Genomic DNA, 13,832 nt, shown 5'->3' on the forward strand with positions numbered 1-13,832 from the left:
GGCGCACCTTAAATTTTTAACCATGTAAACAGGATGGAGAAAAGTGCATCCGCCAAAATAACTAAGAAAATAGATTGTACAACACTTTTAGTTGTCTGGCGGCCAACGCTGTCTGCGCCCCCTTGTACATAGAACCCTTGCATACAGCCGACATGTGCAATAATCCATGCAAAAGCAAAGCTCTTACTAATACCTACTAAAAAATGATTGACTGAGACCGTTTCAGGAACACGTTGTAAAAACTCAGAAAAGCTGACATCAAGTTGTAATAATGCAACTAACATGCCACCAGCAAGTCCAGCCACATCTGCTAACGCAGTTAATAAGGGTAATACAAAAATCAACCCCATTACTTTAGGAAGAACAAGAATATGTTGCGGCGATAATCCTAAGCTTTGCATTGCACGAATTTCATCATTAATAGACATGGTCGCAATTTCTGCAGTAAAAGCAGAGCCAGAGCGACCTGCAACAATAATCGCTGTAATTAAAGGTGCAAGCTCGCGTAATAAAGTGAGGCTGACCAGTTCAACAATAAAAATATTAGCGCCATAAGTCTGTAATTGCAGTCCACCTTGATAAGCAATGACAGCGCCCATAAGGAAGGATAATAAGCTAATAATAGGAATTGCATAAGCACCAGCATTTTCAATCACAGAGAGAATTAACCCAAGACGAATTTTGCTGGGTTGGCGTATTTGCTCTGCTAAAGCCCAACTCATTTCACCAAGAAAAGCGAGCATGGCTTTTGCTTGGAGTATAGGGGATAAGCAGGCTTTACCAAAAGAAGCTAACCAAGGCAAGTTGTTTTGGTTAGCAGGAATAGGAGAGAGGTGTGCTGTCACTAAGGTAAACGTTTGCTGTTGTTCTTTAGTTAAACCTTCAGGATCAAGGTTAAAATAACGGCATAACTTTACCAAGAGATAAGCTGCATTAGTATCTAAATGCGTAATATCTGCATGAATATGAGTGACGCTTTGTAAATACTCAGGGTGGCAATGGTTGCGCACCTGTGTTTCGATAAAAGCTAGGGTCTTGGTATGCCAAGCACCTTGTAAATAAAGCTTGTTTTCTGTGTCAAGATAGAGGTAATCATCAAGGGGCATAATATTAAAGGAGTGATAAAAATCACTCCTATACTCACTGGGTCTTTATAAACTTAAACCTAGACGTTGGCATTCTAGGCGGCGTAAAAAGTCTTCCATCAGTAAACGATATAAATCATCTTTAAGAAACGCATCTTCAACCCCAGCGTCTAAGTTGGGGTTATCATTTACCTCTATAACAACAATACGATCACCACTTTGTTTAATATCAACACCATATAGTCCATTACCTATGAGCTTAGTGGCTTTAAGGGCGACTTTAAGGACTTTAGTGGGTACTTCATGTACTGGTAAGGTACGAAAAGCACCAGAAACCGATTTTCCACCAGCATGATTATAAATCTGCCAATGTCCTTTAGACATAAAATATTGGCAAGCAAATAAAGGCTTATTATTTAAAATGCCAATACGCCAATCATAATCTGTATACATGAATTCTTGTGCAATAACAATGGCAGACTGTTTAAGGAATGCTTTAGCTTGAGTGACTAATTCTTCTGCATGACTTACTTTTACAACACCTTTTGAAAAAGCACCATCAGGGATTTTGAGCACTAAAGGAAACTGATTCCGGTTGACTAAAAAATCTAGAGTATCTTTGCGATCCCTATATAAAAAGTGTGTTTCTGGAATAGGAACGCCCTTTTTGGCCAGCAAATCAGCAAGATAGACTTTATTCGTGCACTTGAGGATAGAGTTTGGATCATCAAGCACGATCATACCTTCCATTTCAGCTTTTTTAGCGAATTTATAAGTATGATTACTAATTGAAGTTGTCTCACGAATAAAAAGAGCATCATATTCAGCAAGCTGGGTATAATCGCGTTTTTGAATTAACTCAACATCAATACCAAGACGACGCCCAGCACGGATCATATGGCGCAGAGCACCTGTATTTGAAGGCGGTAATTTCTCTTCTGGATCGACTAAAATAGCCATATCATAACGATATTTACGTTTTAAGCTGGGTTTGCGCCATACCTTGCGTGAAAAGGTATCTAAAGCATATGCAAAAGTGTCTTCTTCATTTGTTTTAAGTTGAGATAAACCTTCAGGTTTTACTGCTTGAATTAACCAATGTTCCCCTTGACGAAAAGTAATACTTAAAATTGGACAAGGAAAACGCTCAAAAATTTGGCGAGCTAAATCGGCTAACGGCTCAAAGCGTGTACGACCAAAACAAACTTGAATACTTAACTCTTGCTCACAAGTGACTTGCTGGGCAAGTTCTGGATTTTTGCTTAGTGTTTTATTTAGCGCTTTATTTAAGCTTTCCATATTCAAACCATAAATAGATTTTTTACCTAAATCATTGATTGTTTGAATTGATGGAATGACTTTGTGACCTCTTGCTTCTGCAAGTAAAGAGCAATAATAGCCATAGCTAAGGTAACGATAATTGCGACACAAATTAATCACTTGGGTCGGTGTGTTATCTTCCTGCTGGCTCCCTTGTGCAAGATAATCTTGCGCTGAGATCAGGTCTTCTGTGGGGTAGAAAGCAGTCCAATCTTCTGGTTTATCAACAAGGATTAGTAAACGCGACATGCGTTCCTCGCATACAAAAATGAAAAAAGTCAAAAATTCCAGCGGCGCTTGGCAAGCTTACATCCAAGCAGCTTGGATGATAAGAAAAGATTAGTAACACACTATAGCACAGGCACAGACAAAGCCTCTGTTATGTGCAAAATTGCTTTTGCAAGTGCAGTATTATGACGGGTTTTGATCTCTAGCAATCAAGGCACTAATTTTGGGGATTCCCTTTGTTGGATCAGGAGATTTTACACCCTCAAATAATTGTTGCCTTCGAACAAATGCGGCATACTGGAAGACCTTATCTTCACAGCATCTCTGCTAGAGGTTAACCCATGCGCATCATTGCTGACGAAAATATTCCCTTGGTACAAGAGTTTTTTGCAGATATTGGTAAGATTAAAGTATATCTAGGAAGAGATATTAAAGCGAAATATCTTAAAGAAGCCGATGTACTTTTGGTGCGCTCTGTGACGCAAGTGGATGCAGATTTGTTACAACATTCAGGCGTACGCTTTGTAGGGACCTCAACCATTGGAACGGATCATATTGATCTTAAATGGTTAAAAAATCAAAAAATAGCTTTTGCTAATGCGCCAGGTTCGAATGCAGAATCTGTTGTTGAATATGTATTGAGTGCGCTTGTCTATTTAGAAGAGCGGGAAGGGTTTGAATTACAAGATAAAACTGTGGGTATTATTGGCGCTGGTAATGTAGGTGGACGTTTATATGAGCGCTTGCACCAAGTTGGTGTAAACATCTTAATTAATGATCCTCCTCTACAATCTAAAAATGAACAGGCTTTTCCAGAATCTTGTTGGGCTGATCTAGATACTTTATTAGAGCAAGCAGACATTATTTCCTTACATACACCATTAATTAGCTCAGGAGTGCATCCAACGCATCACTTGCTAGATAAAAAACGTATTCAAAATTTAGCTGCAGGCAAAATTATTATTAATAGCGGCCGTGGTGCTGTTATAGATACCCAAGCTTTGAAAAAACGTTTACAGACACAGGAAGATCTTTTAACTGTATTAGATGTGTGGGAACAAGAACCGCACTTTGATGCGGAACTAGTTAAATTGGTAACTTTAGCAACACCGCATATTGCTGGGTACAGTTTGGACGGTAAATTGCGAGGGACTGAAATGGTCTGCCAAAGCTTATGTCAGCACTTTGGCCTGCCAATGCGTAAGCAATTAGGTCAGCTGATCCCTGAGCCACCGCTACGTAAAATTAATTTTTCTGCACAGATGTTACCTGAACAAGGGGTGCGCACGCTCATTCGTGCTTGTTATGATGTGCGCTCGGATGATCTTGCTTTGCGTTTAGCTTTGCGTACTTTAACGCCGGCGCAAGCCTATGATCAATTACGCCGTGATTATCCTGTGCGTCGTGAGTTTGCTAATGTGCGCGTAGAGTTGAAAAGTAAACAAAAGGCTTTGGCGCAAAAATTGATTAGTTTAGGGTTTAAAGTGAAGCTTAACTAATCAAAGAATCATCAATTAAACTTTTATTGATAAGAAAGTAGGCTGACAAAAAAGCACCTAAATTTTTGGTGCTTTTTTTATTCACTAAGCGTACTGGTAGCGCAATATGTGGGGATGATAGCTGCCCAATAAGCGGACATCTTCAGCAAAAAAGCCAAGCTCTTCTAGAGCACGTTGCATTGCGGGATCTTGCGGATGTGCTTCTACTTCGAGATAAAATTCTGTGGCTGTAAAGGTGCGTCTATCCATATAGCTTTCTAGTTTGACCATGTTAATCCCATTGGTTGCAAAGCCACCTAAACTTTTATACAAGGCGGCTGGCAAATTTCTTACTTTAAATAATAACGAAGTTAGATAAGGTGTTTTTACTTGATAAGTGAGTTCTATGGGGCAGTTTGCAAGAATAACAAAGCGGGTTGTGTTGGTATCTTCATCCTGAAACTGAGATTCTAAGATTTTCAGTCCGTATAGCTCAGCGGCAATGCTAGAAGCAATCGCAGCCTGATGGAGATTATTTGCTTGTGCAAGCGCTTTAGCAGCCCCTGCTGTATCAGAAGCGGCCTCAGCAACTAAGCCTAAAGCTTGGATATGGCGTGCACATTGGGCAAGCGCTTGGGGGTGTGATGCGACGGTATGAATTTCTGTTGGGTTGGCTTCAGGTAAAGCTAATAAACAATGATGAATAGGTTGAAAATATTCGCCAATAATAAATAGACCTGCTTTAGGTAAAGCACGGTAGATTTCTTCAACACGGCCTGCTGTCGAGTTTTCAATCGGAATCATGGCAACTTGTGCTTCTTGTTTGACGACGGCCTGCATGGCTTGTTCAAAACTTGGGTAAGCTAAGGCTTGCGCTTCTGGAAAGACATTGCGGCAAGCTAAATGAGAATAAGCCCCCTCATGCCCTTGATAGGCAATGATTTGTGGGGAAACCTTGGCTTGATCTGTGGATGACATAAATAAATTTACCTTGGTGATGATAGTAAAGTGATAATGTTTTGGCGAACGTGCTTGCAAATCCGGTTTCTAAACGGAGAGAAAGGCGACTAAAGTAGAATGCTTGAAATCATGCCTTATAAATGAATAAAATCCGAGCATCTGATGATGGGTTAAGATGGATGCTTGTAGTGCTTCATGTTTTTGTCTTGATTGCGTCTAGATAAATTTTCGATAAGCTGCCTAATAAAACGACCTTCGTAGTATAAGCGAAGGCATTAAAATGCGTACAGGCCAAGCCTAGTGACGTATGCGGAGTTAACAAGCATGCCTAAAAAAACTGCGGGAATGAGTGTGCAAGCTAAGATAAGTGCGGCTTTGGTCGGCGTACTCGTATTGATTATGCTGGTTTCCATGGCTTTTACCGTACACAGCGAACGGACCTTGGTCGAAAATGTGATTACACGCCACACTCATGATACTGCGGATTCTTATTTTGACGCCCTAAATATTATGATGATTACTGGGACGTTGGATAATAGAGATATTTTGCGTACCAAGGTCATGAGCCAACCTGGGGTTGTAGATGCGCGTATTGTCCGTGGTGAGCCAATTACGCGCTTTTTTGGCCCAGGACGTGCGGAGGAACAAGTCAAAGATGCATTAGACCAGCGTGGTTTGCAGGGAGAAGACATCACTCTAATAGAAGATACGCAAGACGGGCGCTTGTTAACTGTGGTTAAACCGATTGTTGCAACGAGCAATTATAGAGGCACCAATTGTTTAACCTGCCACATTGTCGATGAAGGCACCATTGTTGGGGCCGTGCGTATCAGTTATTCCTTAGCTGAGTTGGATGGTCAAATTCGTGGGAATTTGTGGCGTTTGGCTGGAGTACAAGTTTTATTATTTATTGTAGGCATGAGTTTAATGGTGTTTTTAGTCAGGCACTTAATTATACGTCCTATAGAATGTCTACGTAATGTCATGCAGCAGATAGAAGAAGATTCAGACTTAAGTTTGCGCACCCAAGATGTGCAGCGGACTGACGAAATAGGTATGGTATCCAATACCTTTAATCGCATGCTAGAACGCTTTGGTGATAGCCTGCAGCAAGTCGCTGGTACAACACAAACCTTGCAACAAGCGGCACAGCAAATCTCGCAAGTTTCGGATCAAACAACTCAAGCAGCAAGTGAACAGTGCCACGGAACAGAAAATGTGGTGTCGGCAATGCAGCAAATGCGCTCTTGTGTACAAGAGATGATGCAACATGCGGCACGTACTTCAGAAGCTTCCCAAGATGCAGATAGTGAAGCTCAGCAAAGTCATCAGCTGACACAAGGTGCGATCCAAGGCATTGAAAATTTGAGTAAGAGCATTGAATCAGCGACTCAAGTCATTAATAAAGTGGGAGATTACAGTGAACAGGTGGGCCATGTATTAGACATGATCACTTCGATTGCAGAGCAAACTAATTTATTAGCCTTAAATGCAGCAATTGAAGCAGCCCGCGCGGGCGAAGCAGGACGCGGATTTGCTGTGGTGGCTGATGAAGTCCGCTCATTAGCAAATCGTACCCATGTCTCAACCCAAGAAGTTCAGCAAACAATTCAACAGCTTCAGCAGGAAGTACAAGAGGCCATCAAGGTGATGCAAGCGGCCAATCAGGATGCACGCCAAGGGGTCACAGATGTCCAGCAAGTTGCAGAATCGATAGGTCACATTACACAGGCGGTATCAGGCATTAATGCCTTAAATAGCCAAATGGCACAAGCGGCACATGAGCAAGAGCAGGTCACAGAAGAAGTGAATGCTTTGATTCAATCTATCAATGAAATCGCAGAGCGTACCCGTGATGATGCACAAAGTACGGCGCAGGTCAGTGATGCACTTGTGAGCCTTGCTCAGCGTCTTGATAAGTTAGTACAAGGCTTTAAATTGTATTAGTTTGTTTGTTAAAAATACCTGTGTTGAAGGAAATCACTTGATTTGTGTTCAAGTTAAGCCAAGATCGCCGATACTTTATCACTAGTAGCCGAATTTGAGTGGCAGTAAACAGATGATCAACCTTCAACCTGGGATGATAGCTTATGAGCGCCGCAGCCCGTAATGTCTTAACTTTAACGATCAAGGACAAGCAAACGCTTTATGCTGCCTATATGCCCTTTCTGCGTTTTGGCGGGTTGTTTATTCCTACCACACGCAGGTTTCGCCCAGGGCAAGAACTTTTTATGTTATTGAGTTTGATTGACGAACCACAAAAGTTACCTGTTGCGGGCAAAATCGTGTGGGTGACACCGCAAGGCGCGCAAGGTCGGCGTACACCGGGTATAGGCCTGCAGTTTAATGAAGATCAAAGTTTGGTGCGTGATAAAATAGAAACCTACCTAGCCGGTGCTTTGAGCTCAGGACGTCCAACTTATACGTTATAACACATATTTTAAACTAGTTTATCCCTATTTATGAAAAATACCTTAACGCTTGTCGATTCCCATTGTCATTTAGATATGCTTAAACTTGCGCCCGAAGCTTTAGATCAAAGGCTTGCTGAGGCGCGTGCACGTGGCGTGGCGCATTTTTTATGTGTGAGTGTTGATTTAAGCACTTGGCCACAAATGTTGTTGTTGGCACAAAGATATCCAGATGTCTCTGTATCTCTTGGAGTCCATCCTTTATATGAAGTGGAACAAGAACCTAGCCTAGAGACCTTATGCGCTTTGGCAAAAGCACAGCCAAGAGTGGTGGCCATTGGTGAAACTGGTTTAGATAGCCATTATACGGAAGCTGTTGCTAGTGAAGTGCAAGAAGCACGTTTTTATACCCATTTGCAGGCAGGGCGTCAGTTGCAACTACCTGTGATTGTACATACACGTGAAGCGAAACAAGCTACGCTTGCGATTTTGCGTCAAGGGCTGGATACGCAAGCTTCCGGTGTGCTGCATTGCTTTACTGAAGATTGGGATATGGCAAAAGCGGCCTTAGATTTGGGGATGTATATTTCTCTATCTGGGATTGTGACCTTTAAAAATGCCCAGGATCTACGCGAAGTGGCGCGCCGTGTGCCTCTAGATCGCTTGCTGATCGAAACCGATGCCCCCTACCTTGCGCCTGTACCTTATCGTGGCAAGGTCAATCAACCGGCTTATGTGTATGAGGTGGCTCAGTGTATTGCTGATGCGAGAGGCATCTCACTACCAGAATTAGCCACAGCAACGACGGAAAACTTTTATCGCCTATTTCAACGAGCGTCGCCCATTGGTTACCCTGTTTGTTGTTAGTCAATGGTCATTTTTTTGTAGTACCCTGAACTTAGGCTGATCCGTATTAGGGATGAAGTAAGGTGCTGGCAAGGTATCTTGGAAACCCCTGAGAGATTTTGCAGGCATCCGCGTAAACCCTCGCCCAACTGGGTGGGAGTATAAGGAAATATACTTGACCCTATATTTGTGAGGGCATTCCTATGAAAACCTTATCAATCCAATTAAAAATCCTCTTATGGAGTAGTGCCAGCTTAATTTTGACCTTGGCCATTGTTTTAGGGTTTTCATATCAGGTCGCGCGTGATGCCCAAGGATTAGTGACAGAGCGTACTCAAAAGCTACTCACAGATGAAATTGATCAACAGTTACGCTTGATTGGTGAAATGCAGGCGAATCTAGTCCGTGAACGTATTGAAGAAGGATTTGGTGTTGCTAAAGTACTCGCGGATATCTTATACCAAGCCTCTCAAGATCCTGCCTTGAATTTACAACGTACAGAAGTCAAAACCTTGCTGCAGTCAGTGATTCAAGAGCGTCCTTTCTTAGGGGGGATTTATACTGATTGGGAGCCAAATGCTTTTGATGGGCAGGATGCTGTGTTTAAGCAAGCAAGTGAGCATAGTAAACCAGGTGTGGGTACTTTGGATATTTATTGGAGTCGCAGTCTCCAAGGACAACTTGCTTATCAAGTGACAGGAGAAAAGTACAACACACAAAAAGATGCCGCCGGAGTACGTCTTTCAGAATGGTATTTATGTCCTAAAGAAAATTTACGGGCGTGTTTGCTTGATCCTTACACTTACGAAGTCCAAGGCCAGCAAGTATTAATGACCTCCTTGGTGGTGCCTATGATTAAAGATGGGCGCTTTCTAGGGATTACAGGCGTTGATTTCCATCTAAATTTTTTGCAAGAAAAACTACAAAAAGCGGCTGCTCAGTTTTACCAAGGGCAAGCGCATCTCACCTTAATGACCCAAAGTGGGCGTATTCTTGCCTCAACCCACGGAGAAACTTGGGCTGGTCAAAGTTTACAAAATCAATTACCCGCGTTGGCAAAAGGAATTCAACATCACCTTGCAAAAAATCATTTATATGAAACACGTGATGCAAATTGGGTCCGTGTGATGCAGCCTATCCGCTTTCCTAGCGTGCAAGCCAATGCGTGGGGTGTGTTGGTAGAGTTACCGACACACTTGGTAACGCAAGAAGTACAGACTTTGGAAACCTCGCTGATCAATTTGTTTGCGGGAGTTTTTCAACAGCAATTTCTTATTGGTTCAGCGATGGCTTTGCTTGGTGTCCTGATGTTATGGGGTTTTTCGCGCTCTTTGGTGCGCCCCTTGCAAAATTTGGTGGATCGAGTACAGGAGTTAGCCGCAGGTGATGGAGATTTAACAAAAGCCTTGCAAATTGAATCGCATAAAGAGTTGATTGCTTTGTGTGCGTATTTTAATCAATTTACCGAAAACTTACGGCAAATGGTTGTTGATGTGCGGCAAACGGCAACTCGGGTGCAAGCATCAGCAGCACAATCAGCACAAATTGCAGCACAAGCTAATCAAGGCGTGGATAAGCAAAGCCATGAAATTGATCAAGTGGCTACAGCAATGACACAAATGACAGCCAGTGCTCAAGAAGTTGCCCAGCATGCTGCAGGTGCTGCACAAGAAGCGCACCAAGTGCAGCAGCAGGTGTTGGGTGCGCGTGACACAGTGTATCAAAGTGCAGATGCCATTCGTCAATTAGCACAAGATGTACAAACATCTGCACAAGTGATTCAAGCGGTGGCGGCTGAAAGCGATAATATCAATCGTATTTTAGGAGTGATCGGTGAAATTGCTGAGCAAACCAACTTGCTCGCGTTAAATGCCGCGATAGAAGCAGCGCGCGCGGGGGAACAAGGTCGTGGCTTTGCCGTCGTTGCAGATGAAGTAAGAAACCTTGCCTCTCGCACACAAACTTCGACAGAAGAAATTGATGTGTTAATTCATGGGCTACAAGCCAAAATTCAAGGTGCTGTACAGAGTATGGAGCATGGACATGCGAAAGCAGAGCATACGCAAGCAGCAGCAGATCAAGCCGTACAAGAGTTAGAAACTGTGGTTAGGGCAATACAGGGTATTAATGATATGGCTGCGCAAATTGCCAGTGCTGCAGAACAGCAACATTTAGTTGCTGAAGATATTAACCGAAGCATTACCCGTATTGGTGAGGTAGCTGCGCAAGTAAGCCAAGGGGCATCCCAAGCAACACAAGATAGTCATGCGCTGTCTACACTTGCACAAGACTTACAACAACAAATAGGGCGGTTACGCGCATGAGTTTAGCTTTTTGGCAAGCTTTGGGACCTGTGTTCCCTGTAGTGACTACCTTGCCTAAATTAATCCCGAGTTGGCAAGCCTTAGGCGAGCACTTGAGTATGCAAGGTGCCAAAGTGTGTGAGCTGACTTTGCGAGATGCGAATGCTTGGGAAAACATTCGCGCTTGGCAAGAAGCAGTGCCTGAGTTACCTCTGGTGGTTGGGTCTGTCACTCAGCAATCTCAGGTGAAGGCGCTTAAGCAAATGGGGGTTCAAGCGATTGTTACGCCTGGATGGATGCCAGCTTTAGTAGAAGAAGCGCTAAATCTAAAGATGCATATCTTGCCGGGCATTGCCACCGCCGGCGAACTCATGCAAGCCCAGGCGTATGGTTTATCAGCGGTGAAAATTTTCCCGATTGAACCCTTGGGAGGTATAGGATATTTATCCGCTTTGCATGCTGCCTTGCCCCAAATGTATTTTTGTCCTACAGGGGGAATCAATGCATCGAAGGCGGCAGCCTATTTGCAGCTGCCGTATGTGTTTGCGGTGGGAGGATCTTGGTTGGTGGCATCCCATTAACGGAAATTATCCTTCCAAGTACGTAAAGCGGCAAAGTATTCGTCTATAGATGCTTGTTCCGATAAGCCCGCATGCTCGCGCAAGCTGGCTTGCACCTGTGCTTTTTGTACACGTAAAAAAGGATTAACAGCTAATTCTATCCCCAAGGAAGAAGGCAAGGTGGGTTGATTTGCTGCCCGTGCTTGTCGGCAACCTTCTGTATACTGGCTAAGTGCCTGATTATGGGGCTCTACATGCTGTGCAAAGGCCAGGTTACTTAGCGTGTATTCATGTGTGGCATAGATGAGGGTCTCTTCTGGCAAAGCCATAATTTGTTGTAAAGATTGCCACATTTGCGCAGCACTGCCTTCAAATAAGCGTCCGCAACCTGCAGAAAACAAGGTATCACCACAAAATAATAAGGGGCTTTGTTCCGCTTCTTCCGCAGGCGCAAAGTATCCCACATGGCCCAAAGTATGTCCGGGGAATTCTAATACTTGGAAGGTGCGTCCCAAGAGAATAAAACTATCTCCCGCACTTAAGCTAAGGCTTAACTCTGGTAATCTATGCTGATCTTTAGCGGCACCTATCACTAGGGTATCTGCACTGCGTAAGGCCTGCACGCCGTCAATGTGATCTGAGTGGTGATGCGTGAGCAAGATACCTTCTAAGTGCAATTCATACTGAGTGAGTGCACGTTGTACAACTTGTGCATCTCCTGGGTCGACAACCCAGCATCTTGAACTACCGCTTTGAGTTAATAGCCAAATATAGTTATCGTCTAAAGCGGCTAAGGGGCGAATTTTAAGCATAAAGAAAACTCCCTCTGATATAAGATTCCTGTGTTAGCATGCTGAGTAAAAAAAAGCAAGCTCTTGATTTTCAATTAACTTGTAGGGAATTTTTGCGTTCTGGATCAGTCAACCAATGCAGGCCTATACTCATGCTAATCAAATCCTATGCCAATATAGTGAGAGCATCTTGTGCATCCAGATGATGAAATAAATAAGCAACTCGCTGGCCAGTACGCAAGTTCAAGTGGTGACCTTTTGCCTTTACGTCAATATGCACCTTGGTGGCGCACCTCTCTTGGTCAGCAGATTTTGCAGTATCAAAGCCAATATCTTGCTTCTTATTTACACAAGGGGCGTTACGGTGAGCAGCTTTTATGTATGAGTGCATGCTATGAGCAAGCCTGGTTACCTGCTAACTGTTATCACACCTTATATTGGCAGCCCAGTTGGCAACCTGATATGGCAGGTAAGCCGCAAACGGCCTTAATTTGTCAGCCTCATCAAATGCCTTTACCTGAACATAGTATGGATCAGCTGGTGTTACATCATATGTTGGAGGTCTGTACAAGTCCGCAAGCTGTGCTAGCGGAAGCTGTACGTGTGGTACGTCCTAGTGGTTATATCTGGATTTTGGGATTTTGTCCTTTTAGTATCCTAGGCGGGTTGGCACGTGCAAAAAGCAAGCAGATGTCCCCTTGGTCGTCGACTACTTGGCGTACACCACAAGCGGTTGTCAATCAGTTACAAGCGGCGCATTTGAGTGTCTATCGAATCCACAAGCTGCCTAACAAGCTGAAGGATTCTGGTGTTGGCTGGCGGGGAACCTATGTGATTCAAGCGCAAATTCAGCCATTACAGCCTAAAAGTTCCCATAAAACGGCTTGGCAATGGCCGTTTGTGCCTTCCTCAGCAACCTCTTTAGCTAATATCAAAAATCCTTCGACTCACATAACCAAGGAGTAGCAAAAGATAAACTTTGTTGTGGATGCCATGCGGGGCTAGACCAAGTAATCTGCCCTAAACAGGTGAGTAGATGGTGTGCTGTACGCGCCTTTTCTGGACAAGTTTCTTGTGTGTGTTGGAGAAGTAAGTTGAGGTAAGAGGCAAGATGTGCCCTGATATTAGATACATTAGTATGCGTGCTTAGGGGCTGATTTTTTTGGCTGTCTTGGTAAGCGTAGAGCTGATAATCTCCACGGCTTTCTGGGAGGCTTAGTAATTTACCAGGATCCAAATGGACAGGTAATTGCGCTTGTGCTTGTATATCCTGCATCGCTTGGATCAGAACTTGTTGACTAAAATGACTGCTTAAATGCTGCAGAAACAGCTAAAGAGTCAGTGCATCGCCGAGTGCTCGGTGGCGTGCCTGACGCCGTAGATGATGACGGCGAATTAGATGCTCTAAGCTGTGATGACGAAATTTAGGATAAAGTTTGCGTGATAAGCGCAAAGTGCACAAGGTTTCTGTGTGGTAGCGATATCCTAGACGAGCAAATTCATGATACAAATAACCATAATCAAAACGTGCGTTATGTGCCACAAGCACACGTCCTTTCAGTAAATGAGCAAGATCTTGCGCTAAATCAGCAAAAACAGGCGCATCTTGCACCATCTCCATGGTAATCCTTGTCAGTGCTTGTACCGGTTGAGGAATCTGAGTTTGTGGATTCACTAAATGTTGCCAACGGCGTACGACTTGGCCTTGATCGATTAAAATCAAGCCAATTTCTGTGATCCGAGATTCACTTGTGTACAAGCCTGTCGCCTCAATGTCTAAGCAAGCTAGGTTAGATAACACATCCGTATTGTACATATTTTGAGTAACATTTTGATAAATCATGCTTTAT

13 protein-coding genes are annotated in these 13,832 nt (G+C 43.4%); 7 read left to right on the forward strand and 6 right to left on the reverse strand.

The features are described from left to right. Window positions 1-8 precede the first annotated feature (8 nt). Together BMX05_RS06660 and BMX05_RS06665 are read right to left on the reverse strand one after the other, a co-directional pair. Window positions 9-1,106 (reverse strand): MlaE family ABC transporter permease, encoded by a 1,098-nt coding sequence (locus BMX05_RS06660; protein WP_093309238.1) that lies wholly within the window; start codon window positions 1,104-1,106, stop codon window positions 9-11. Window positions 1,107-1,151: 45 nt separating this feature from the next. Beyond that, window positions 1,152-2,654 carry a RimK family protein gene (locus BMX05_RS06665; protein WP_093309240.1) on the reverse strand — a complete coding sequence of 501 codons (1,503 nt, stop codon included), beginning with the start codon at window positions 2,652-2,654 and terminating at the stop codon, window positions 1,152-1,154. Between the two features lie 320 nt (window positions 2,655-2,974). On the opposite strand from BMX05_RS06665, the gene pdxB reads away from it, so the two are divergent. After that, window positions 2,975-4,132, forward strand: coding sequence for a 4-phosphoerythronate dehydrogenase PdxB (gene pdxB / locus BMX05_RS06670; protein WP_093309243.1), 1,158 nt, complete (start codon window positions 2,975-2,977; stop codon window positions 4,130-4,132). 84 nt (window positions 4,133-4,216) lie between these two features. On the opposite strand, the gene BMX05_RS06675 is transcribed toward pdxB, so the two are convergent. Further along, window positions 4,217-5,089 (reverse strand): prephenate dehydratase, encoded by an 873-nt coding sequence (locus BMX05_RS06675; protein WP_093309244.1) that lies wholly within the window; start codon window positions 5,087-5,089, stop codon window positions 4,217-4,219. A 306-nt stretch (window positions 5,090-5,395) separates the two neighbouring features. Here BMX05_RS06675 and BMX05_RS06680 point away from each other — a divergent pair, with 306 nt between their 5' ends. From BMX05_RS06680 to BMX05_RS06700, 5 genes are all read left to right on the forward strand, one after another. After that, window positions 5,396-7,018, forward strand: a complete 1,623-nt coding sequence (locus BMX05_RS06680; RefSeq protein ID WP_093309246.1) for a methyl-accepting chemotaxis protein — start codon at window positions 5,396-5,398, stop codon at window positions 7,016-7,018. 143 nt (window positions 7,019-7,161) lie between these two features. Further along, complete coding sequence (locus BMX05_RS06685; RefSeq protein WP_093309248.1) at window positions 7,162-7,503, forward strand: PilZ domain-containing protein; 342 nt, start codon at window positions 7,162-7,164, stop codon at window positions 7,501-7,503. Window positions 7,504-7,533: 30 nt separating this feature from the next. Beyond that, window positions 7,534-8,349, forward strand: a complete 816-nt coding sequence (locus BMX05_RS06690; protein ID WP_093309249.1) for a TatD family hydrolase — start codon at window positions 7,534-7,536, stop codon at window positions 8,347-8,349. A gap of 182 nt (window positions 8,350-8,531) precedes the next feature. Next, complete coding sequence (locus BMX05_RS06695) at window positions 8,532-10,652, forward strand: methyl-accepting chemotaxis protein (protein ID WP_093309251.1); 2,121 nt, start codon at window positions 8,532-8,534, stop codon at window positions 10,650-10,652. Beyond that, on the forward strand, window positions 10,649-11,212 hold the full coding sequence (locus BMX05_RS06700; protein WP_093309253.1) for a beta/alpha barrel domain-containing protein: 564 nt from the start codon (window positions 10,649-10,651) through the stop codon (window positions 11,210-11,212). The genes BMX05_RS06695 and BMX05_RS06700 overlap by 4 nt, the downstream gene beginning before the upstream one ends. Here BMX05_RS06700 and gloB read toward each other — a convergent pair. Beyond that, entirely contained in the window at window positions 11,209-12,003 is a 795-nt protein-coding gene (gloB, locus tag BMX05_RS06705) for a hydroxyacylglutathione hydrolase (RefSeq protein ID WP_093309254.1), read from the reverse strand. The genes BMX05_RS06700 and gloB overlap by 4 nt on opposite strands. A gap of 171 nt (window positions 12,004-12,174) precedes the next feature. Between gloB and BMX05_RS06710 the strand changes: the two genes are divergently transcribed. Further along, complete coding sequence (locus BMX05_RS06710; protein ID WP_093309255.1) at window positions 12,175-12,948, forward strand: methyltransferase domain-containing protein; 774 nt, start codon at window positions 12,175-12,177, stop codon at window positions 12,946-12,948. Here BMX05_RS06710 and BMX05_RS06715 read toward each other — a convergent pair. Together BMX05_RS06715 and BMX05_RS06720 are read right to left on the reverse strand one after the other, a co-directional pair. Continuing rightward, window positions 12,914-13,258, reverse strand: coding sequence for a hypothetical protein (locus tag BMX05_RS06715; RefSeq protein ID WP_093309257.1), 345 nt, complete (start codon window positions 13,256-13,258; stop codon window positions 12,914-12,916). The two genes, BMX05_RS06710 and BMX05_RS06715, sit on opposite strands and share 35 nt — an antisense overlap. Before the next feature lie 54 nt (window positions 13,259-13,312). After that, the gene (locus BMX05_RS06720) at window positions 13,313-13,825 is read right to left on the reverse strand and encodes a 3'-5' exonuclease (protein WP_093309258.1); all 513 of its coding nucleotides are present in this window, start codon (window positions 13,823-13,825) and stop codon (window positions 13,313-13,315) included. Between the last annotated feature and the right edge of the window lie 7 nt (window positions 13,826-13,832).

It is taken from the genome of Allopseudospirillum japonicum (assembly GCF_900108915.1).
GTDB lineage: Bacteria > Pseudomonadota > Gammaproteobacteria > Pseudomonadales > Halomonadaceae > Pseudospirillum > Pseudospirillum japonicum.